19 protein-coding genes are annotated in these 19,658 nt (G+C 73.8%); 3 read left to right on the forward strand and 16 right to left on the reverse strand.

Features of this window, described 5'->3' with window-relative positions; all coding sequences use genetic code 11:
* Window positions 1-49: 49 nt before the first annotated feature.
* The 4 genes from AC29IT_RS27870 to AC29IT_RS27885 all read right to left on the reverse strand — a co-directional run bounded on the left by AC29IT_RS27870 (window position 50) and on the right by AC29IT_RS27885 (window position 3,664).
* Entirely contained in the window at window positions 50-694 is a 645-nt protein-coding gene (locus AC29IT_RS27870) for a trimeric intracellular cation channel family protein (RefSeq protein ID WP_488220655.1), read from the reverse strand.
* Window positions 695-1,042: 348 nt separating this feature from the next.
* Window positions 1,043-1,396 (reverse strand): MazG-like family protein, encoded by a 354-nt coding sequence (locus AC29IT_RS27875; protein WP_358437141.1) that lies wholly within the window; start codon window positions 1,394-1,396, stop codon window positions 1,043-1,045.
* A 25-nt stretch (window positions 1,397-1,421) separates the two neighbouring features.
* Window positions 1,422-2,432, reverse strand: coding sequence for a glycoside hydrolase family 183 protein (locus AC29IT_RS27880; protein ID WP_358437138.1), 1,011 nt, complete (start codon window positions 2,430-2,432; stop codon window positions 1,422-1,424).
* A 68-nt stretch (window positions 2,433-2,500) separates the two neighbouring features.
* On the reverse strand, window positions 2,501-3,664 hold the full coding sequence (locus tag AC29IT_RS27885) for an AI-2E family transporter (RefSeq protein WP_488220656.1): 1,164 nt from the start codon (window positions 3,662-3,664) through the stop codon (window positions 2,501-2,503).
* 111 nt (window positions 3,665-3,775) lie between these two features.
* Here AC29IT_RS27885 and AC29IT_RS27890 point away from each other — a divergent pair, with 111 nt between their 5' ends.
* The 3 genes from AC29IT_RS27890 to AC29IT_RS27900 all read left to right on the forward strand — a co-directional run bounded on the left by AC29IT_RS27890 (window position 3,776) and on the right by AC29IT_RS27900 (window position 6,478).
* Complete coding sequence (locus AC29IT_RS27890; protein ID WP_488220657.1) at window positions 3,776-4,864, forward strand: DNA alkylation repair protein; 1,089 nt, start codon at window positions 3,776-3,778, stop codon at window positions 4,862-4,864.
* 57 nt (window positions 4,865-4,921) lie between these two features.
* Window positions 4,922-5,941: a tyrosine-type recombinase/integrase gene (locus tag AC29IT_RS27895; RefSeq protein WP_488220658.1), complete on the forward strand. Its 1,020-nt coding sequence runs from the start codon at window positions 4,922-4,924 to the stop codon at window positions 5,939-5,941.
* Between the two features lie 159 nt (window positions 5,942-6,100).
* Entirely contained in the window at window positions 6,101-6,478 is a 378-nt protein-coding gene (locus AC29IT_RS27900) for a VOC family protein (RefSeq protein ID WP_488220659.1), read from the forward strand.
* Here AC29IT_RS27900 and AC29IT_RS27905 read toward each other — a convergent pair.
* The 12 genes from AC29IT_RS27905 to AC29IT_RS27960 all read right to left on the reverse strand — a co-directional run bounded on the left by AC29IT_RS27905 (window position 6,475) and on the right by AC29IT_RS27960 (window position 19,480).
* Entirely contained in the window at window positions 6,475-7,125 is a 651-nt protein-coding gene (locus tag AC29IT_RS27905; RefSeq protein ID WP_488220660.1) for a VOC family protein, read from the reverse strand. The genes AC29IT_RS27900 and AC29IT_RS27905 overlap by 4 nt on opposite strands.
* A 129-nt stretch (window positions 7,126-7,254) precedes the next feature.
* A complete protein-coding gene (locus tag AC29IT_RS27910) occupies window positions 7,255-9,036 on the reverse strand; it encodes a gamma-glutamyltransferase family protein (RefSeq protein ID WP_488220661.1) in 1,782 nt (593 codons plus the stop codon).
* Between the two features lie 73 nt (window positions 9,037-9,109).
* Window positions 9,110-10,522, reverse strand: a complete 1,413-nt coding sequence (locus AC29IT_RS27915; protein ID WP_488220662.1) for an Nramp family divalent metal transporter — start codon at window positions 10,520-10,522, stop codon at window positions 9,110-9,112.
* 46 nt (window positions 10,523-10,568) lie between these two features.
* Window positions 10,569-11,516, reverse strand: coding sequence for a phosphoglycerate dehydrogenase (locus AC29IT_RS27920; RefSeq protein ID WP_488220663.1), 948 nt, complete (start codon window positions 11,514-11,516; stop codon window positions 10,569-10,571).
* Window positions 11,501-12,628 (reverse strand): sialidase family protein, encoded by a 1,128-nt coding sequence (locus AC29IT_RS27925; protein ID WP_488220664.1) that lies wholly within the window; start codon window positions 12,626-12,628, stop codon window positions 11,501-11,503. Before AC29IT_RS27925 ends, AC29IT_RS27920 begins: the two co-directional genes overlap by 16 nt.
* A complete protein-coding gene (locus tag AC29IT_RS27930; RefSeq protein WP_488220665.1) occupies window positions 12,625-13,416 on the reverse strand; it encodes an HpcH/HpaI aldolase family protein in 792 nt (263 codons plus the stop codon). The genes AC29IT_RS27925 and AC29IT_RS27930 overlap by 4 nt, the downstream gene beginning before the upstream one ends.
* On the reverse strand, window positions 13,417-14,400 hold the full coding sequence (locus tag AC29IT_RS27935) for an aldo/keto reductase (protein WP_488220666.1): 984 nt from the start codon (window positions 14,398-14,400) through the stop codon (window positions 13,417-13,419).
* Window positions 14,397-15,248: an ATP-binding cassette domain-containing protein gene (locus AC29IT_RS27940; protein ID WP_488220667.1), complete on the reverse strand. Its 852-nt coding sequence runs from the start codon at window positions 15,246-15,248 to the stop codon at window positions 14,397-14,399. Before AC29IT_RS27940 ends, AC29IT_RS27935 begins: the two co-directional genes overlap by 4 nt.
* Entirely contained in the window at window positions 15,245-16,048 is an 804-nt protein-coding gene (locus AC29IT_RS27945) for an ABC transporter ATP-binding protein (protein ID WP_488220668.1), read from the reverse strand. The genes AC29IT_RS27940 and AC29IT_RS27945 overlap by 4 nt, the downstream gene beginning before the upstream one ends.
* Entirely contained in the window at window positions 16,045-16,944 is a 900-nt protein-coding gene (locus tag AC29IT_RS27950) for an ABC transporter permease (RefSeq protein ID WP_488220669.1), read from the reverse strand. The genes AC29IT_RS27945 and AC29IT_RS27950 overlap by 4 nt, the downstream gene beginning before the upstream one ends.
* Window positions 16,941-17,876, reverse strand: coding sequence for an ABC transporter permease (locus AC29IT_RS27955; protein WP_488220670.1), 936 nt, complete (start codon window positions 17,874-17,876; stop codon window positions 16,941-16,943). Before AC29IT_RS27955 ends, AC29IT_RS27950 begins: the two co-directional genes overlap by 4 nt.
* Entirely contained in the window at window positions 17,873-19,480 is a 1,608-nt protein-coding gene (locus AC29IT_RS27960) for an ABC transporter substrate-binding protein (RefSeq protein WP_488220671.1), read from the reverse strand. Before AC29IT_RS27960 ends, AC29IT_RS27955 begins: the two co-directional genes overlap by 4 nt.
* Window positions 19,481-19,658: the final 178 nt, after the last annotated feature.

A 19,658-nucleotide genomic window follows, 5' to 3' on the forward strand; every position in this document is an offset into this window, starting at 1 on the left:
TCGTTCGCCGGGCGGAGCCGACGGCCTGCCGGGAACTCGTCGCGCCCGGTCAACCGTCCTGTTCGCGGGAGCCGCGACCGGGCGCGGTGGGCACGTTCAGCTCGAACACGACGCCGAGCATCCGGATCGCGAAGCACACCGGCGCGGCGACCCCGGCCACCACCAGCGGCCCCAGTTCGAGCTGCACCGCGCCCACCGCGATCCCGGCGCCGACCAGCGCGGGCACCGCGTACAGGTCGCTGACCAGCACGGTCGGCACCTTCCGCAGCATCACGTCGCGCAGCGTGCCGCCGCCGACGGCGGTGAGCCCGCCGAGCAGCACGGCCTGCACGCCGCCGAGCCCGAACTCCAGCGCCTTCGTCGCCCCGGTCACGCAGAACACGCTCAGCCCGACCGCGTCGAACACCACGATGAGCACGGTGAACCGCTCCAGCGGCAGGCTCAGGAAGAACGCCACCAGCGCGCCCGCCGCGGCCGCCCCCAAGTAGGCGAGGTCGCTGAACGTGGCGGGCGGCAGCGACTGGATGAGCACGTCGCGCAGGATCCCGCCGCCCAGCGCGGTCATCATCCCCAGCGTCAGCACCCCGACCAGGTCCAGACGCACGGCCCGCACCGCGGTGAGCGCCCCGTTGAGGCCGAACGCGAACGTTCCGATCAGGTCCAGCACCAGCAGCAGCTGCGACGACTCCGCCATCCCAGCAGTGTGCAACCGCACCACCCGACCGACTCCACGGGCACCGGGCTCCGCCGACCGCCGCTCCAGCACTCCCCACCAGGTGAGTGCCCCACCCGCCCAACGAGACTGGTCCAACGGGCCACCCACCTACAACGCCCCACCAGGTGAGTGGGCCACCCGCCCAACGCCACTGGTCCAATGGCCCACTCACCTACAACTTCCCACCAGGTGAGTGCCCCACCCGCCCGACCAGACTGGTCCGGTGGGCCACTCACCTGCGGTGGCCCGCCAGGTGAGTGGGCCGCTCGCCCGGTGCGGCCGGTCGGGTGGGCCACTCACCTGATCATGGGGGCTGCGGGTGGCGCGCTACAGCTCGGTGCTCTTGGTGGCGTTGCCGTGGGCGAGGTGGGGCGGGTAGCGGGACTCGTTGCGGTCGATCTTGTCGTGCGCGGCCTGGACGAGGTCGATGCCGGTGGCCTCGGCGAACTGCACGAGGTACAGCAGCACGTCGGCGGCCTCGTCGGCGAGCCTGCCGGTCAGCTCGCCGTTCGCGAGGCCGTCGGCGACGGCGGTGTCGTCCAGCCACTGGAGTTCGGCGATCAGCTCCCCCGCCTCACCGCTGAGCGCCATCGCGAGGTTCTTCGGGGTGTGGAAGCGGCCCCAGGCCCGCGCTTCGGCGAAGCCGCGGAGCCGGGACCGGAGCTCTCCGATGCTGTCCATGCGGCCACGGTAGCGGCGAGCGCGGTCAGCTCCGCGGGGCGCTCCCGGCGAACTGCATCGCCTTGTACGGCCAGTTCCGCTCGGTGTTCCACTGGCTCACCACGAGGTGCAGGTCGTCGAGGGTGGAACCGGGCACGATGTAGCCGCCGTAGAGCTGCGCGACCTGCCCGCGGGAGTGGTCCTCGCCGGGCCAGGACGAGCCGTGCACGGCGGTCGCGCGCGGTGCCTCGTACAGGTTCGCGGTGGGCACGTCCAGGTTCAGCACGTCGATCCGGTAGTCGCCCGCGTTGAACAGCGACAGCAGCCACCGGCCGCCGACGGGGCGCAGGCACAGCTCGCCGTAGGCACCGGTGAGCGCGATCGTCGGCGGGTTGCCCCACGCCCACCGGCCGTCGCGGAACCCCCAGCCCTCCCAGGCGCCCGGGTCGGTGATCCGGTCGGCGGGCACCCGGTGCAGCAGCAGCCCCTGGTCGCGGCGGAACCCGGTGGTGAACGCGTACGCGTAGCCGTCGTCGCCGAGGCCCCAGGTCAGCATCTGGAACAGCCCGCCGTGCAGGTCGCCGGGCCAGGTGGCGCCGGTGTGCTGCCAGGTCTCGCCGTTGTCGGTGGAGGCGTGCACCTCGGTCCAGTGCACGTTGCCGATCCCCTCGCACACCATGACGTGCAGGTACATCACGTCCCCGACGGTGATCAGGTCGGTGGGGATGACGGTGCTGACCCGCCGACCCTGGATCACCGAGTCGTGCCGGTACGCGAGCGCCTGCCCCGCGTAGGAGTCGGGTCCGATGGAACCGGTCCAGCCGATGCCCTCGGTGGCGGTGTCCGGGTCGGCGAACAGGACCACCGGGGAGCGCCAGCCGGGACCGCCGACGCCGGCGCGTTCGAAGGTGTCGCCGAACACCGACACGATCCGGCCGTCCGGTGCCTGCGCCATCACCCCCAGGTCGGTGCCGCCGATGCCGAACCGGTCCGTGACACCGGGACCGGTCAGGTCCTTCACCTTGCGCACCCGCTCGCCGTCCTCTCGGTCTCGCACCGGCCGGTCCGGTGCCGTCACCCGACTGTAGGTGCGCGGCCCCCGGTGATCGCACGCCGGGCGCGGCGCTAACCCGGTTCCTCCGCGTCGTCGGCGGACTCCGGTCCGGCCCCGGGCGAGGGGTCGGATTCGGCCTCCGCGCCGGGTTCGGGCTGCGGTTCCAGGTCCGCGGGCGGTGCGGCGAGCGCCCGGACACCGGCGTTGAGCAGCGCGATGACCGGCACCGAGAACACCGCGCCCGCCACTCCCGCACCGAGGAAGCCGGCGGTGACACCGAGGACGATCGCCAGCGGGTGCAGCCGCACCGCGTGCCCGAGGATCAGCGGCTGCAGCACGTGCCCCTCCAGCTGCATCACCCCGACGACCACCGCCAGCACGATGATCGCGGGCAGCGGGCCGGTGGTGACCAGCGCCATCAGCACCGCGATCGAGCCGGTGATCATCGCCCCGACGTAGGGCACGAACGCGCCGAGGAACACCAGCGCGGCCAGCGCCGCCGACAGCGGCACCCCGACGAGCGCGCAGCCGACGCCGATGCCCACCGCGTCCATCAGCGCCACGGCCGCGCTCGCCCGCACGTAGGCGACCAGCGAGCGGAACGCGTGCTGCCCGGCCACGTCGACCCGGTCCCGGACGCGCCCGGGAACCAGCACGCGCAGCACGAACCGCCAGATCCGGGTGCCGTCGCGCAGGAAGAAGATCAGCGTGAACAGCGCCAGCAGCAGCCCGCTGCCGACGCTGAGCACGGTGGTCGCGGTGCTCAGCGCCCCCGCGGTGAGCCCGCTCTGGCTGGTGCGCAGGTAGTCGGTGATGCGCTGCACCCAGCCGTCCAGCTGCCCCTGGCTCAGCGCCAGCGGTCCGGTGCGCAACCAGTGGTGGACGCCCTCCACGGTCTGCGCCGCCTGCGCCTGCAACCCGGGCAGCCCGTTGATCACGGTGATGATCACGAGGGTGAGCACCCCGCCCACCACCACCAGTCCGAGCAGCAGCGCCAGCACGGTCGCGGCGGTGCGCGGCACGCCCCACCGGGTGAGCTTGCCGACCAGCGGTGCCAGCAGCGCGGCCAGCAGCAGCGCCACGCCGAGCGCGATCACGAGCTCGGCGAGCGCGGACACGATGCGCGCCAGCACCACCAGCACGCCCGCGATCGCGAGCAGCCGCCAGCTCACCGCCCCCGCGATCCGCAGTCCGCGCGGCACACCGGGTTCCCCCTGTTGCTCCACACCGCACATGATCGGCCGAACCGGCCCGGATTAAACGTGGCATCCGGGTGTGTCGGCGGCGGCTGGTAGGAGTTCCCCGACGGAAGACGAGCGGCCGCGGGGCCGGGCAGGAGCGAAGCGATGCCGTTCGCCGACGAACTGGTGGGTCCCGACGTGGCACGGGACCTGGCGCGGGTGTTCGACCGAGCGGGCGCGGTGCGGGCCGCCGCGGCCCGGCTGGGCCCGCTGGGTCTCCGGCAGCGCTGCGACCTGCTGCGGGACGCGCTGCTGGCGGACGTGCCCGGTGATCTCGCCGCCCTGCTGGACGCGGTGCGGGCGGCGCGCGAGTTCCCCGAGTTCACCGGCTGGCTGGTCTGGCCGGTGACCGAAGCCGTGGTCTCCCGCGCGGTCGCCGACGGCACCGGCGGGGCGTTCGACGCGGCGTTGGACTCGCTGGCCGAGCTGACCCCGCTGCTGAGCTCCGAATTCGCGCTCCGGGGGCTGCTGGAGCACGACCTGCACCGCGCGCTGCCGCGGATCGAGGAGTGGACGCGCTCTCCGGACGAGCACGTGCGGCGGCTCGCGTCCGAAGGCACCAGGCCCTACCTGCCGTGGGCGAAGCGGGTGCGGGCGCTGCTGGCCGAACCGGGCGCCACGGTGCCGATCATCGACGCGCTGCACGGCGACACCAGCGAGTACGTGCGCCGGTCCGCGGCCAACCACCTCAACGACCTCAGCCGGGACCACCCGGCGCTCGTCGTGGACACCGCCGCGCGCTGGCTCGCCGACCCGGGCGAGCACACCTCGCGGGTGGTGCGGCACGGGCTGCGGACGCTGGTCAAGAAGGGGCATCCGGGGGCGCTGGCGCTGCTCGGCTACTCCCCCGCGCCGCAGGTGCGGGTGGGGGCGCTGGCGCTGGGCGCGGACCTCGTCGCGATCGGTGGGGCGCTGGAGTTCCGCAGCACCCTGGTCAACACCGGCGCCGAACCGGTCGCGCTCGCCGTCGACTACCTGGTGCACCACCGGAAGGCGAACGGCGGGCGGACCGCCAAGACCTTCAAGCTCACCACCAGGACCCTCGAACCGGGCGGCACCTGGGAGCTGGCCAAGCGCCACTCGTTCCGCGAGATCACCACCCGCCGCTACCACCCGGGCGGGCACGCCCTGGAGCTCCAGGTCAACGGGGAGGTCCGCGCCCGCGCCGAGTTCACGCTGACCGACGGCCGCTGACGCCCGCCCGCGGCGCCGCCGCGAGATCGTCGGTGGTGTCTGGTTCCATCGGGGTGGATGATCATTCGTGGAGCTGGAGGTGCGGTGGTGCGGGAGGCGACCGGAGGTTCGGTGGCGCGCTGGGTCGAGGTCTACCTGGAGCACCTCCAGGCCAGGAAGCTCGCCGCGAACTCGCTGCGCGCCTACCGGCTGGACCTGGGCTCGGTGGGCGCGGCGCTGGCGGAGATCACCGGCACCCGCGTCGCGGAGCTCCCGGTGGCCGAGGTGACCGCCACCGAGCTGCGCTCCGCTTTCGCCCGGCACGCCGCGGCCCGCTCGGCGTCCTCGGTGACGCGGGCGTGGTCCACCTGGAACGGGTTCTTCGGCTTCCTCGTGGTGGAGGGCGCCGTCGGCGGCAACCCGATGCAGGTGGTGCCGAAGCCGCGCAGCTCCCCGGCCACGCCTAAACCGCTGCAGGGCGAGGACACCCCGGAACGGCTGCTGCGGCTGGTCGCCGAAGGCGGGCGCCGGGCGCGGAACCCGTGGCCGGAGCGGGATCTCGCGGTGCTGGCGGTGCTGCTGTGCACGGGGGTGCGCTCGGCGGAGCTGCTGGACCTCACGGTGGCCTCGCTGGCCGGGCGGCCCGGCGACCGGCGGCTGCACGTGCGCGGCAAGGGCGGCAAGAACCGGTCCATCCCCATCGAGGGCGCGCTGGACGACGTGGTCGGCGCCTACCTGAGCTCGCGGCGGGTGCGGTTCGGCGATCGGCTGCCCGGTGCGGAACCGCTGTTCGTGGACCACCGCGGGGAGCCGCTGCGCCGCGGCGGGCTGCAGTACCTGGTGCGCCAGTCGTTGCGCGCGGCCGGGATCTCGGACCGGGTGCAGCGCGGCGCGATGGTGCACGCGCTGCGGCACACCTTCGCGACGCGGCTGGCCGAGGACGGGGCGAACGCGGCGGAGATCGCGAAGCTGCTCGGCCACGCGTCGATCAACTCCAGCCAGACCTACATCGACGTGACCGCCCGCGAACAGCGGATGTCGGTGCGCGCCAACCGGACCCACCAGGTCCTCACCGACCTCACCCCGCGCCGCACCTGACCGGTCCTGCCTATCGGCCGAGCGGGACGCCGGTTCGCCGACGTGGTCCACAATGGACCAACCGTGGTGCCGCCGGAAAATCGGTCGACGCCCCGCGCGGGGCGGATACCGTCACCGCGGTGCCGCCGGCCCGGCGGCCTCGTGGAGAGCAGGTGCCGGATGGCGTGCCGCATCAGCGAACTCGTGCTCGATTGCCGGGATCCGGAGGCGCTGGCCCGGTTCTGGTGCGAGGTGCTGGACTTCGTGGTGCTGGACCGGCAGGACGACGGCATCGAGATCGGCCCGCGCACCGGGTTCGGCGGACCGCAGCCGACGATCGTGCTCAGCCCGTCCACCGATCCGCGGAGCGGGAAGCTGCCGCTGCACCTCGACGTGAACGCCACCGACCGCGACGCGGACGCGGAGCTGGACCGGCTGCTGGCGGCGGGCGCCCGGCCGGTGGACGTCGGGCAGACCGGCGCGGAACCCTGGTACTGCCTCGCCGATCCGGAGGGCAACGAGTTCTGCCTGCTCCGGGCGCGCCTGGACCCGGTCTAGCCGCCCCAGGCCCCGGTGTCGGCGGTGAGGCCGAGGACCGCGCCGTGCGAGTCGGCGATCACCACCACCTCGCCGAGGACCCGGTGGCGGAGTTCGGTGACGACGCGGCCGCCGCCCTCGACGGCGCGGTCCGCGGCCTCCCGCACGTCCTCGGTGGCGAAGTGGCACACCCAGCCCCAGCGCCCGTCCAGCCGATCGGCGGAGCGCGCCGCCAGCGGGCGGCCCCCGGTGAGGTAGCGGTCGCCGTCGACGGACCAGCCGAGCGTCGACGCCCAGAACTCGTCGGATCGCTGCTGTTCGGCGCTGTGCAGGTCCACCCAGCACGGTTCGCCCCGTCGCGGCGCGGGAGCCCACGGGCCGTGCTGCGCGCGCCCGCGGACCATCCGCGCGGTCACCTCGTCGGGCCCGACGAGGTCGCCGTCGTGCCGCGCGCCGGCGAACACCACGTACCAGCCGGGGCGCACACCGTGCGTGGCGGGCCGCAGCGAGGCGCAGTGCCGCTGCCCCACCCAGCACTCGAATCCGCCCGCGATCGAGTCCCACACCCGCCAGCCCAGCAGGTCCTGGTGGAACAGCGCCGCGCCTTCCGGGTCGGTGGTGACCAGTTCGATGCGACGCAGACCGCGCACGGCGGTGGGCTGGGGCACAGCGGGGCGTCCTTCGGGATCGAGCAAGAGCCGTTGAGGCTCCCATACTGTCCCCCGAACGTGGAACGAACAATGCTCCATTCGGAGGCATGGGATTGCGTTCGTGACCACAATGGCCACGCTCCGCAGTCATCGGCCTACCGCGTACCCCTGCATGCCGCGCGGGTTGGCCGCCGCGGAGAGCACCCCGGTCTCCGGGTCGCGGGCGACCGCGCTGAGCCTGCCCTCCGACCACGGCTCCCCGACGGTGACGTCGTGCCCGCGGCGGCGCAGGTCGGCGATCACCGAGTAGCCGACGCGGGATTCGACGGTGACCGAACCGGGCCGCATCGCCCGCGGGTAGAAGGAGCCGGGGAAGCTCTCGGTGTGCCAGTTCGGCGCGTCGATCGCGCCCTGCAGGTCCCAGCCGCCGCGGACCGGTTCGCGCAGCGCCACCGCCAGGAAGAAGTGCGTGCTCCACTGGTCCTGCTGGTCACCGCCGGGCGTGCCGAACGCGAGCACCGCCTCCCCGCCGCGCAGCGCCAGCGACGGGGTGAGCGTGGTGCGCGGCCGCCTGCCGGGGGCCAGCGAGTTCGGCAGGCCGGGTTCGAGCCACGCCATCTGCAACCGGGTGCCGAGCGGGAAGCCGAGCGAGCCGATCACCGGATTCGAGTGCAGCCAGCCACCGCTGGGCGTCGCGGCGATCATGTTGCCCCAGCGGTCCACCACGTCGAGGTGGCAGGTGTCGCCGCGGGTCTCGCCGTCGCGGGCCACCGTGGGTTCACCGGCACCGGCGGGGGCGACGAGGTCGAGCGGGCCGTCCTGCACCCGCTGCGCGTGCGCGCTGAGCCGGGGCGTGCGGCCGCCGGGGCTGCCGGGGCGCAGTTCGCGCGAGGCGCGGTCGCCGATGAGCGCGCGGCGCTGCTCGTTGTAGCCGGGGTCGAGCAGTTCGGCGACGGTGACGTCGGTGCCGTCGCCGTACCAGGCCTCCCGGTCGGCCATCGCGAGCTTGGTGCCTTCGACGAGGGTGTGCAGGTAGTCGGCGGCGTCGAGGTCGAGCGAGTCGGGCAGCAGCGCGAGCTGCTGCAGCAGCACCGGGCCCTGGCTCCACAGCCCGGCCTTGCACACCGTCCAGCCGTTCCACTCGTAGCTCGCGGGTGCTTCGTAGGTGGCGCTGAACCGGGCGAGGTCCTCGCCGGTGAGGGTGCCCGCGTGCCGCTCCCCCGAACTGTCCATCGTGGACCGGGCGGCGGCCGCGGCGAGCTCCTCGGCGATGAAGCCCTCGCGCCACACCCCGCGAGCGGCGTCGATCCGCGCTTCCCGGCTCGGCCCGGTGGCCTCGGTCAGCACCCGGCGCCAGGTGCGGGCGAGCGCGGGGTTGCGCAGCAGCGCGCCCGGCGCTGGCGGGCTGCCCCCGGGCAGGTACAGCTCGGCGGAGCTCGGCCATTCGGCGCGGAACAGGTCCTGCACGGTGCGCACGGTCCGCCCGATGCGCTCGACCGCCGGGTGTCCGTTCTCGGCGTAGCCGATGGCGTGGTCGAGCACGTCGGCGAGTTCCTTGGTGCCGTGGTCGCGCAGCAGCAGCAACCACGCGTCGAAGGCGCCCGGCACCGCGGCCGCGAGCGGACCGGTCCCCGGCACCAGCTCCAGCCCCAGGTCCCGGTAGTGCGCCACGGTCGCACCGGCCGGCGCGGGGCCCTGCCCGCACAGCACCACCGGTTCCCGCCCGGCCGGGGCGAAGATGATGGGCACTTCACCGGCGGGCCCGTTCAGGTGCGGTTCGACGACGTGCAGGACGAACCCGGCCGCGACCGCCGCGTCGAAGGCGTTGCCGTCGTCCTCCAGCACCGCCATCGCCGCCGCGGACGCCAGCCAGTGCGTCGAGGACGCCATGCCGTACGTGCCCTGCAGGGTCGGTCGGGTGGTGAACAACGCGGTCCTTCCGCCGGTCGGCTCCGCACAGTCAACACCACCGAACGGCCTAGATCCAAGACTCCGCGGCGGCTCAACCGCCGAAGCCGATGCCGAACACCTCCAGCACCGTGTACACGCCGAGCACGGTGATCGCGGCGCTGCTGAGCACCAGCACGGCGGTCGGCCAGCGGCCGGCCCGGAACCTCCGGTCCACTTCGGTGCTGCGCAAGTGCCACACCGCGACGACGACGGCGAGCAGGAAGATCCCGCTGCCGATGCCGCCGATCTGCACCATCAGCACGGGTTCCTGCGCGAACAGGAACAGCACGGCCCACAGCGGCGGGAACAGGGTGGTGAGCAACCGCACGGTGCGCTGCCGGGCCCGGACGTCGTGCCAGTCGATGACGCCGAGCAGGCCGAGCGTGTTGGTCCACAACCGCGGCACGCTCGCCGAGGACCCGATGGCGGTGGAGCCGAGCACGGCGATCGCGCCGAACAGGAACAGGTACTCCGCCCACGGCCCGAGCACGTCGGTGTAGATCCGGGACAGCGTGGTGATCATGTCGTTGCCGCTGGGCACCAGGCCCTGCGGGTGCAGCACGGCCGCGCCGATGACGTAGAACGACAGCGTGCACACGGTGCACACCACCCAGGACACCAGCACGTCCAGCCGCATCACCGCGAGCCAGCCTTCGGCCCGGCGGGCCCGCTGCTCGGTGCCGTCGTCCGGCCCGGTCCAGCGCGCGTAGCCCTTCTCCAGGCACCAGTAGGTGTAGGTGGTCATCTCGTCGGCGCCGACGCCGGTGAGCCCGAACATGGACACCGCGATGCCGACGGTCCCGGCCGGTATGAGGAAGCTGAGCCCGGCGCCGAGGTCTGCGGGCCCGTAGCCGAACGGGGTCAGCGGCAGGCCCAGCGCGAGCGACACGGTGGCGACGGTGAACACGACGACGGAGGCGACGGCGGTGCGCTCGACGACGCTGTAGCGGCCGCTGCGCAGCAGCAGCACCAGACTCGCGGTGATCAGCACCGTCCACACCAGCAGCGACGGGAATCCCAGCGCCTCCCCGGTGATCGGCCACAGGATGGAGCAGGCGGCCGCGGTACCGCCGATGATGCCGCCGCGCTGCAGCATCTTGGTGAAGTCCATGCCGATCCACAGCCAGTTGATCCAGCCGACGCGGCCGATCTTCGGGCCGACCTGGCCGTAGCCGCGCAGCGCGGTCTTGCCGGTGAGGATGGTCCAGCGGGCCAGCTCCATCTGCACCCACACCTTCACCGCCGCGCTGATGATCACCAACCAGAGCAGCACGAACCCGGCGCGGGCGCCGAGCGAGGTGGTGACGATCAGCTCGCCGGAGCCGACGACGGCGGCGGAGAGCACCAGCCCCGGCCCCAGGTGGCGCACCCGGCCCCGGAAGGTGGTGGGGGCTTCGCGCACGTCGTCGGGGGACAGCGCGTACGGGTCGGCGGCGGCCGGGGACGCGGCCGTCTGCTCTGCCATGGCGGTGGGTTCCTCTCCTCCGGCGGCGGTGCCGGGGTGGTCGGGCTCAGGAGGCTTCGTGCACCGGGTCGGCGCCGGTGAGCACGCGCACCACGTCCTCGGCGACCATCCGGCCCATCTGCCGGTTCGCTTCGTGGCTGCACGCGCCGAGGTGCGAGGTGAGCACCGCGTTCGGCGCCGTCAGCAGCGGGTTCCCCGCGGGCGGTTCCACCGAGAAGGCGTCCACTCCGGCGCCGCCGAGGTGCCCGGAGTGCAGCAGGTCGGCGAGCGCGGGCTCGTCGACGAGCCCCCCGCGGGCGGTGTTGACGAGGATCGAGCCGGGCCGCATCGATTCCAGTGCGGCGCGGTCCAGCAGCGGTGCCGCGCCCGGGGCGCCGGGCAGGTGCAGGCTGACGAAGTCCGATCCGGTGAGGCAGTCGGCGAATCCGGCGGAGCGGACCCCGTGCTCGGCGAACACCTCGGCGGGCAGGTGGGGGTCGTGGGCGAGCACGTCCATCCCGAACGCGGTGGCGTAGCCGCCGAGCAGCCGCCCGATCCGGCCGAACCCGAGGATGCCGAGGGTGCGCCCGGCGAGTTCCGGGCCGAACGGCTTCGGCCAGCCGCCGCCGATGACCTCGGCGTGCGAGCGCCCGATGCCGCGGGCGGCGGCGAGCATCAGGCCGAAGGCGAGCTCGGCGACGGCCCGCGAGTTGCTGCCGGGCGCGTACACGACCCGCACGCCGCGTTCGCGGGCGGCGGCGACGTCGATGGTGTCGACGCCGACGCCGTGCTTGGCGACGACCCGCAGCCGCGGCGCGGCGTCGAGCACGTCGGCGGTGACGTCGTCCATGCCGACGATGAGCCCGTCGGCGTCCGGGACGTGCGCGAGCAGCTCCTCGTGCCGCAGCGCGCGGTCCGGTTGCGGGCGGTGCACTTCGGCGGCGGTTTCGAGGATCTCCCGCGGCTGCGCGGAGAACCGGCCGAAGGTGGGGGTGCTGATCAGGACGCGTGGCATGTCGGCTCCGCTGCTGCCCAGGCCCGGTCCACGACGACGTGCTTGATGACCCGGCGGTGGTAGGTGTACGCGAGGTGCAGGGCGCCGTCGGCGGTCTGCGCGATGGACGGGTAGGACAGCTCCCGGTTGCGGCCGTCCCGGGAGTTGTTGGTGAGGCAGTGGCCGTCGCCGGTCTCGACGTCGCGGCGCACCGGCCAGCTGCGCCCGCCGTCGGTGGACACCGCCAGCGACAGCGGTGCGCGCGGCGCGCCCCAGAACGCCGGGCCCGGTTCGTCCGGTGCGGACTCAGTCGCGCCGTCGTCGATCTCGTCGTAGAGCGATTCACGGCGTTCGGTGGCGTCCGCGGCGCTGCTGGCGTTGTGCACCAGCGCGATCGCCCCGTCGTCGAGCACCGCCGCCTGGATCGAGGAGTTGTTGTTCGGCAGCTCCGTGGGTTCCGGCTCGCTCCAGGTGATCCCGTCGGTGGAGCGGCTCAGGTACACGAAGTCGGCCTGGCGGCGGCGGAACAGCGCCACCAGCTCCCCGCCGGGCGGGGCGAGCACGTTCATGTGCACGCAGCCGGTGCTGCCGGGCACCTCGTGCGCCTGCCAGCTGCGTCCGCCGTCATCCGAGGCGAGCACGGCGCTGGTGTCGTGGTCTCCGCGCCACCGCCCGGTTTCCGGGCGCGGGCAGCGGAACACCGGCAGCAGCCAGCGGCCCGAGTCCAGCACCACGACCGGCTGGCGCACGAACACGCCGCCGTCCGGGGACGCCGGGATGAGGGTGCGGGCCGCGTCCCAGCTGCGGCCGCCGTCGCCGGAGGTGCGCACCCGAACCTCGGCGGTGTCCTGGTTCCCGGCGCGCTGCGCGGTGTAGAGCACCCACAGCCGCCCGCCGGGAGCCTGGAACAGCACCGGGTTCTGCTCGGAGCGCTCCGGGTCGGCGGAGATCCGCAGCGGCTCGGACCAGGCGGTGCCGTCGTGCCGGGAGAACCACACGTCGATGTCGGAGAGACCTTCCTGCGTGCCGGAGAACCAGGCGCAGGCGAGCTCGCCGCTCGGCAGCGGCAGCAGGTTCGCGGCGTGCGACTGGACGTCCGGTGCGGGCAGGAACTCCTCCCGCGGCGCGCTCATTCGGTGGCCGCCTTCAGGTGCGCGGCGGCGACCTGCTCCAGGTGCACCACGTCGGAGGCGACGCTGGCGAAGGTGTAGCCCTCAGCGAGGCGGCGCGCCGCGGTCTCCCCGTTCGGGGTGTGGATGCCCGCAGCGATCCCGGCCTTCGCGGCGGCCTCGCGCACCGCGGTGACGGCGTCCTCGAATGCATCGGCGACCGCCGGGTCGCCGGGGAACGCCCCGCCCACGGCCAGGCACAGGTCGGACGGCCCGACGTAGACGCCGTCCAGCCCGGGCGTCGCGCAGATCTCCTCGACGTTCGCCAGCCCCTGCGGCGTCTCGATCATGGCCAGGACCACGGTGGCCGCGTCCGCGTCGGCGGGCTTCGGGCCGATGCGCAGCCCGGACCGCATCGGTCCGTAGGAGCGGCCGCCGTGCGGCGGGTACCGGGTGGCGTGCACGGCCTTCGCCGCGTCCGCCGCGTCGTCGACGAGCGGCACGATGACCCCGGCGGCACCGGCGTCCAGCGAGCGGCCGATCGCGGTGAGGTCGTTGGCCTCGACCCGCACCAGCCCGGCGGAGCGGCCACCGGCGTCGATGGCCAGCATCCCGTTGAGGATGCCGGAATAGCCGACCAGGCCGTGCTGACCGTCGATGGCGACGTAGTCGTAGCCGAGGCGCGCGATGCGCTCGGTGGCGATGGGCGCGTCCAGCACCGCCCAGTAGCCGACGATCTTCTCCCGGTTGCGCAGCTTCTTCGCGAACTCGGCGGCGACCATGCGAACGTTCTCCTTGCCGTGTGGGGACATTCAGCGGTTGTAGGCGGGCATCGGGCCGTTCAGGGCGGCACCGACCTCGTCGCAGGCCGCGACGACGTCGGCGGGCAGCGGCCCGGCTTCGGCGGCGGCGATGTTGGCCTGGAGGTGCTCGACGCGGGAACCGCCGAGCAGCAGTGCCCCGGTGGCGGGCCTGCCGAGCAGCCAGCGCAGCGACAGCTCGGTCAGCGCCAGCCCCGCGCCGTCGGCGATGGCGGCGAGCCGGTCCACCGCCTCGAACAGGGCGGCGTCCCAGTAGCGCTTCCGGTACATCTCGGCGAGCCGCGAATCGCCGAACCGGCCGCCCGCGGGGTTCTGGTCGAAGCGGTGCCTGCCGGTGAGCAGCCCGCCGCCGAGCGGGTTGTAGACCACGGTGTGCAACCCGGTGGTCGCGGCGAACTCGGCGTACTCGGCTTCGATGCGGCGGGCGAGCAGGTTGTACAGCTGCTGGGCGGCCACGGGCCGGGGCGCGCCGACCTCGTCGGCGACGTGGTCGACCTCCGCGATCTGCCAGGCCGCGTAGTTCGACACCCCCAGCGAGTCGATCTTGCCTTCGGCGACGAGCTCGGCGACGGTGCCGAGGGTCTCGGTGAGCGGCGCGGCCCGGTCCGGCTGGTGCAGGTAGAACAGGTCGATCCGGTCCACGCCGAGCCGCCGCAGGCTGCCCTCCACGCTCGCGCGCAGCCCGACCGACGACAGCGGTGAGTGCTCCCCGGCGTCGGGGTGCGGCATGCCCGCCTTGGTCGCGAGCACGATGCGGTCGCGGCGCCCGGGCAGCAGCTCGCGCAGGATCTCCTCGGTGGCGCCGCCCGCGTAGCCGTTCGCGGTGTCCACCCCGGTGATCCCGGCCTCCAGCGCGGCGTCCAGCATCCGCGCCGCGCCGTCCGCGTCCACGGTGTCGCCGAAGGTCATGGTGCCCAGCACCAGTCTCGACAGCGGGGTGCGGACACCGGGCAGGGCCACGGGACGGTCGGTCATGCGGACGCTCCTTCATCGGGTGCGGGTGCGGCCGCGGCGAGCAGGTGGCGCGGTTTGCGCCCCCGCACGGCCGCGGGGTCGAGGGCGGCGCCGCGCAGCGCGCGGGTGTAGGGATGCCGGGGTGCGGCGAGGACCCGGTCGACCGGTCCGCGTTCGACGACGCGGCCGCCGCGCAGCACCAGCACGTCGTCGCTGATCTCGCGCACCACGCCGAGGTTGTGCGAGATGAACAGGTAGGTGAGCCCGTGCTCGCGCTGCAGCTCCCGCAGCAGCGCCAGCACCTGCGCCTGCACCGAGACGTCGAGCGCGCTGGTCGCCTCGTCGCACACGAGCACCTCGGGCCTGCTGGCGAGCGCGCGTGCGATGCCGATGCGCTGGCGCTGCCCGCCGGAGAACTCGGCGGGACGGCGGTGCAGCGCGGTGGACGGCAGCTCCACCTGGTCGATCAGCTCGGCGGCGAGCCTGCGCCGCTCCGCCTTCGAGCGCACGCCGCGCAGCCGCAGCGGTTCGGCGACGATCTCGGCGGCGGTCAGGTGCGGGTCCAGCGACCCGTACGGGTCCTGGAACACCAGCTGGATGCGGGGCCGCAGCGGCCGCAACCTGCGTTCCCCGAGCCGCGCGATGTCGGTGCCGTCCAGCACGATCCGCCCGGCCGTCGGGGTGCCCAGCCGCACCAGGGCACGGGCGATGGTGGACTTGCCGCACCCGGATTCGCCGACGATCCCGAGGGTGCGGCCGCGGTGCACGTCGAAGTCCACGCCGTCCACGGCGCGGAAGGCGCCGCCGGGCGCGGGGAATTCCACGACGAGGTCGCGCACCTCCAGCAGCGGCCGTCCGGTGTTGCTCATCGGGCGCCTCCGTCCCAGGGTCCGAGCCGCGGCACCGCGGCCAGCAGCCGCCGGGTGTAGTCCTCGGCGGGGTCGTCGACGACGCGTTCCACGTCCCCGCTCTCGGCGAACCGGCCACCGCGCATCACGTGCACCCGATCCGAGACCAGCCGTGCCACGCCCAGGTCGTGGGTGATCATGAGGATGCCCGCGCCGGTGCGTTCCTGGATCTCCAGCAGCAGGTCCAGCACCCCGGCCTGCACGGTCACGTCGAGGGCGCTGGTCGGTTCGTCGGCGACGAGCAGCCGCGGTTCCCCGGCGAGGGCGATGGCGATCAGCACCCGCTGCAGCATGCCGCCGGAGAGCTGGTGCGGGTACTTGCGCAGCTGCCGCACGGGCTCGGGAATGCGCACCTGCCGCAGCAGTTCGGCGGCCCGCTCCCCCGCCGCCGACCGGGAGGTGCCGCCGCGGCGGACCGCCTCGCGCAGCTGGGAACCGATGGTGTGCACCGGGCTCAGCGCGGTCATCGGGTCCTGCGGGATCAGCGACACGCCCCGCCCGCGCAGCCGGCCGCCCGCGCCCGCGTCGGCGATCACGTCGTGACCCAGCAGCCGGGCCCGCCCGGACAGCACCGCCAGGCCCGGCGGCAGCAGCCGCAGCAGGCCCATCGCGGTGGTGGACTTGCCGGACCCGGATTCGCCGATGAGCGTCACCGTCTCGCCCGCGGCCAGCCCGAACGACACCCCGTCCACGGCGCGCACCACGCCGCGCGGCGTGATCAGTTCGATCTGGAGGTCCTCGACGTCGAGCAGCTCGGTCATGCCCCGGCCTCCCCGCGCACCTTCGGGGACCGGTCCCGCAACCCGTCGCCGAGCAGGTTCACCCCGACCACCAGCAGCACGATCACCAGCCCCGGCAACGTCACCATCCACCAGGAGGTGGTGATGTAGTCCTGGCCGTCGGAGATGATCCGGCCCCAGGTCGCGAACGGCCGCTGCGGCCCGGCACCGAGGTAGCTCAGCGCGCTCTCCAGCAGCACCGCCTGCGCGAGCAGCAGCAGGACCACCAGCGTCGCCTGCCCCACCACGTTCGGCACCACGTGCCGCAGCAGCACCGCGGGCCTGCTGAGCCCGAGCACCCGCCCGGCCTGCACATAGGGCTTCTCCCGCTCCACCACGACCAGCGACCGCACCAGCCGGGCCACCTCGGGCCACTGCGCGATGGCGATCACGAACGTGATCACCGGCACCGACGGGCCGAACAGCGCCACCACCAGCAGCAGCATCATCAGCAGCGGCAGGGCCAGCTGCGCCTCCAGCGCGCGGGAGACCAGCGCGTCCACCCAGCCGCCGAGGAACCCGGCGAGCGAGCCGAGCACGATGCCGATCAGCCCGGACACCACGACCGCCAGCACCCCGATCAGCAGCGACACCTGCCCGCCGTGCAGCACCCGCGCCAGCAGGTCGCGGCCGAGCTGGTCCGTGCCGAACAGGTGGCCGTCCACCAGCGGCGGCAGCCGGCGCCGGTCGAGGTGCTGCTCGTTGGCTCCGGGGATCGGCAGCACCCCGGCCAGCGCCACCGGTACCACCACGAGCAGCGCGCACCCGGCGCCGACCCACAGCTTCACCGCGGCCGCGCGAGCCCGGCGGGTGGCGGTGGCGCGGCCGAGCTGCCGCGGGGTGACGCGGCTGGGGCGCGCGGTTCCGGCCTCGGTCATCGGGCGGCCGCCTTTCCGAGTCGCACCCGCGGGTCCAGCAGCGGGTAGGCCAGGTCGATCACCAGCTGCACCAGGATCGCCAGCGCCGAGGTGACCAGCACCGTCGCCTGGATCAGCGGGTAGTCCCGGGTCTCCAGCGCCCGCACCACCAGCGACCCCACGCCCGGCCAGGCGAACACGACCTCCACCACGACGACGCCGTTGAGCATCGCCGCGAAGCGGGTGCCGAGCGCGGTGAGCACCGGGATCGCGGAGTTCGCCATCGCGTAGCGCCACACCAGCGCCCGTTCCGGGACACCGCGCGAACGGGCGGCGGTCAGGTACGGCGCGGCGAGGTTCGCGGCCATCTCGCGGCGCACCAGCCGGGAGATCAGCGCGATCTGCAGCGCCGCCACGGTCAGCGTCGGCAGCACCAGGCCCGACCAGGTGGCGAACCCGGAGGCGGGCAGCACCGGCAGCACCACCGCGAACGCGGTGAGCAGCATGATGCCGCTCCAGAAGTCGGGCATGGACTGCCCGGCGATGCTCAGCACGTTCGCCCCGACTTCGCGGGCCGAGTCGGCGTGCCGGGCCATCCAGGTGCCCAGCGGCACCGCGACCAGCATCGTCACCAGGATCGCCGAGAGCGCCAACGTCACCGTGTACGGCACCCGTCCGAGCACCACGTCGAACGCGGGTGCCTGGAACGAGTAGGACGTGCCGAGGTCACCGGTGAGCAGCCCGCGCAGGAACACCAGGTACTGCTGGGGAAGCGGGTCGTCGAGGCCGAACCGGTCGCGGACCGCGGCCAGCTCGGCAGGGCTCGCCATCGGTCCCGCGTAGGAGGCGGCCGGGTCGCCGGGTGCGAGGCGGATCAGCACGAACACGGTGGAGACGGTGAGGAACACGGTCAGCGCGCTCTGCCCGACGCGGCGCAGCAGGTAGCCGGTCACGGCGCACTCACCCCCGCGGCGGCCAGGTCGTAGGAGTTCGTCGGTTCCAGCCGCAGCCCGGACACCCGCTGCCGCTGGGCGAGCACGACGCGCGGCACGAACGCCCACAGGCACGGCCAGGTGTCCCAGACGGCCTGCTGCGCCCGCGCCAGCAGGTCCTGCCGCGCGGATCCGTCCACTTCGGACGTGGCGCGTTCGATGAGCGCGGCCACGTCGGGGAACACGTAACCCTGGTAGGTGTCGCGGGTCTTCTCGTCCTCGGGGGTACCGCCGTACATGCCCTGCAGTGCGGAGACGGCGAGCGCGGTCGGGGTGCTCAGCCCGTTGCCGATGACGTCCCAGTCCCCACCGCGGCCCTGCCGCCACTGCGCGATGTCGCCACCGGGTTCGAACTGCTGGAGCTCGACGCGCACGCCGACCTCGCCGAGCATCTGCAGCACGGCTTCCATCACGGTGGTGTCGTTGGCGAACTCGCCGGACTCCCAGATGATCCGCAGCGCCAGGTCACCTTCGCGGACTCCGGCGGCGGCGAGCAGTTCCCTGGCCCGCCGCGGGTCGTGCACGTACTCGCCGGTGCGCACCGCCCCGGCCAGCGTGCTCGGCACCGGCCCGGTGGCGGGGGTGACGGACCCGGTGAGCACGTCGTCGATGAGGGTCCGGCCGTCGATGGCGAACGTCAGCGCCCGCCGCACCCGCGGATCGGCCAGCGGGTGCCCGGCGGGTTTGCGGAAGTTGTAGAACAGCTGGTTGATCCGGGTGCCCTCGGTGTTCTGCATCCGAACCTGCGGCACCCCGCGCAGCTGGTCGGCGGAGTCCGGGGAGATCGTGTCGATCACGTCGACCTCGCCGCTGCGCAGCGCGACGACCCGGTTCGACTCCTCCGGCAGGAAGCGCACTTCGACGCGCGCGGTGCGCGGGCGCGGCCCCCAGTAGGCGGAGTTGGCGGCGAGCTCGTAGTCACCGGTCCCCCGGTTCGCCGCGGTGACCACGTACGGCCCGCTGCCGACCCCGTCCTGCAGCTCTTCCGGCCGGTTCGCGGCGGCGGGGGTGATGAGGATGTTGGCCATCAGGTAGTCCAGCGTGGGCGCCGGATTCCTGGTGCGCAGCAGGAAGGTCCGCGCGTCCAGCGGCACGACTTCGGGCCATTCCGGGAAGAACGTGGCGAGGAACGAACCGCTGACGCCCTGGTACATCCGCAGCGCGACGGCGACGTCCCGCACGGTGACCGGGGTGCCGTCGGAGTAGCGCACCCCGGCGCGCAGCCGCACGGTCCACTCGGTGGGCGCGGTGAGCTCGAACCGGTCGGCGAGCACGAGCCGCGGGGTGAGGCCGGGCCCGATGGTGGTCAGGGCCTGGCGCACGGCGCGCTGCACGGTGACGGCGGCCTCGAACTGGTTGAGCTTGTTGTCCAGCGAGACCAGCGAGCGGTTCAGGGCCAGCACGAGGGTGTCCGGCCCGGGGCTCCCGGTGGGCCCGGCGCAGGCGCCGAGCGGGCCTAACGCGGCCAGGCCGCCCGCGGCGGCCCCGGCCCGCAGCCCCGCTCGCAGCAGGGCGCGGCGGGACAAGGCCCACCGATCCGGCCGCGGGTTGTTCGACGGGGTCATCGTTGACCTTTCCTCGCACTGCACCGGCCGGGCTCGGCCGTCGCCGGTGTTGTGCGGGGCACTCTGACACGATTGCGCGTTGTGCGCAACTGTCGTAGCGTGATTCACGCAGACGCCGGTGCGACCGCCGCACCGGACCACCCGGAGCGCTCCAGGTGGACACCGTCCGGCACCGCGG

It is taken from the genome of Saccharopolyspora sp. MMCC62, from assembly GCF_057736575.1.

What these genes read in the sequence shown, in the direction of transcription:
- AC29IT_RS27885 (WP_488220656.1), bottom strand. Translation starts at nt 3,664, where the DNA reads ATGTGCGGTGTGGAGCAACAGGGGGAACCCGGTGTGCCGCGCGGACTG.
- AC29IT_RS27920 (WP_488220663.1), bottom strand. Translation starts at nt 11,516, where the DNA reads ATGCCACGCGTCCTGATCAGCACCCCCACCTTCGGCCGGTTCTCCGCG.
- AC29IT_RS27925 (WP_488220664.1), bottom strand. Translation starts at nt 12,628, where the DNA reads ATGAGCGCGCCGCGGGAGGAGTTCCTGCCCGCACCGGACGTCCAGTCG.
- AC29IT_RS27945 (WP_488220668.1), bottom strand. Translation starts at nt 16,048, where the DNA reads ATGACCGAGCTGCTCGACGTCGAGGACCTCCAGATCGAACTGATCACG.
- AC29IT_RS27890 (WP_488220657.1), top strand. Translation starts at nt 3,776, where the DNA reads ATGCCGTTCGCCGACGAACTGGTGGGTCCCGACGTGGCACGGGACCTG.
- AC29IT_RS27895 (WP_488220658.1), top strand. Translation starts at nt 4,922, where the DNA reads ATGATCATTCGTGGAGCTGGAGGTGCGGTGGTGCGGGAGGCGACCGGA.
- AC29IT_RS27930 (WP_488220665.1), bottom strand. Translation starts at nt 13,416, where the DNA reads ATGTCCCCACACGGCAAGGAGAACGTTCGCATGGTCGCCGCCGAGTTC.
- AC29IT_RS27870 (WP_488220655.1), bottom strand. Translation starts at nt 694, where the DNA reads ATGGCGGAGTCGTCGCAGCTGCTGCTGGTGCTGGACCTGATCGGAACG.
- AC29IT_RS27875 (WP_358437141.1), bottom strand. Translation starts at nt 1,396, where the DNA reads ATGGACAGCATCGGAGAGCTCCGGTCCCGGCTCCGCGGCTTCGCCGAA.
- AC29IT_RS27960 (WP_488220671.1), bottom strand. Translation starts at nt 19,480, where the DNA reads ATGACCCCGTCGAACAACCCGCGGCCGGATCGGTGGGCCTTGTCCCGC.
- AC29IT_RS27935 (WP_488220666.1), bottom strand. Translation starts at nt 14,400, where the DNA reads ATGACCGACCGTCCCGTGGCCCTGCCCGGTGTCCGCACCCCGCTGTCG.
- AC29IT_RS27900 (WP_488220659.1), top strand. Translation starts at nt 6,101, where the DNA reads ATGGCGTGCCGCATCAGCGAACTCGTGCTCGATTGCCGGGATCCGGAG.
- AC29IT_RS27950 (WP_488220669.1), bottom strand. Translation starts at nt 16,944, where the DNA reads ATGACCGAGGCCGGAACCGCGCGCCCCAGCCGCGTCACCCCGCGGCAG.
- AC29IT_RS27915 (WP_488220662.1), bottom strand. Translation starts at nt 10,522, where the DNA reads ATGGCAGAGCAGACGGCCGCGTCCCCGGCCGCCGCCGACCCGTACGCG.
- AC29IT_RS27940 (WP_488220667.1), bottom strand. Translation starts at nt 15,248, where the DNA reads ATGAGCAACACCGGACGGCCGCTGCTGGAGGTGCGCGACCTCGTCGTG.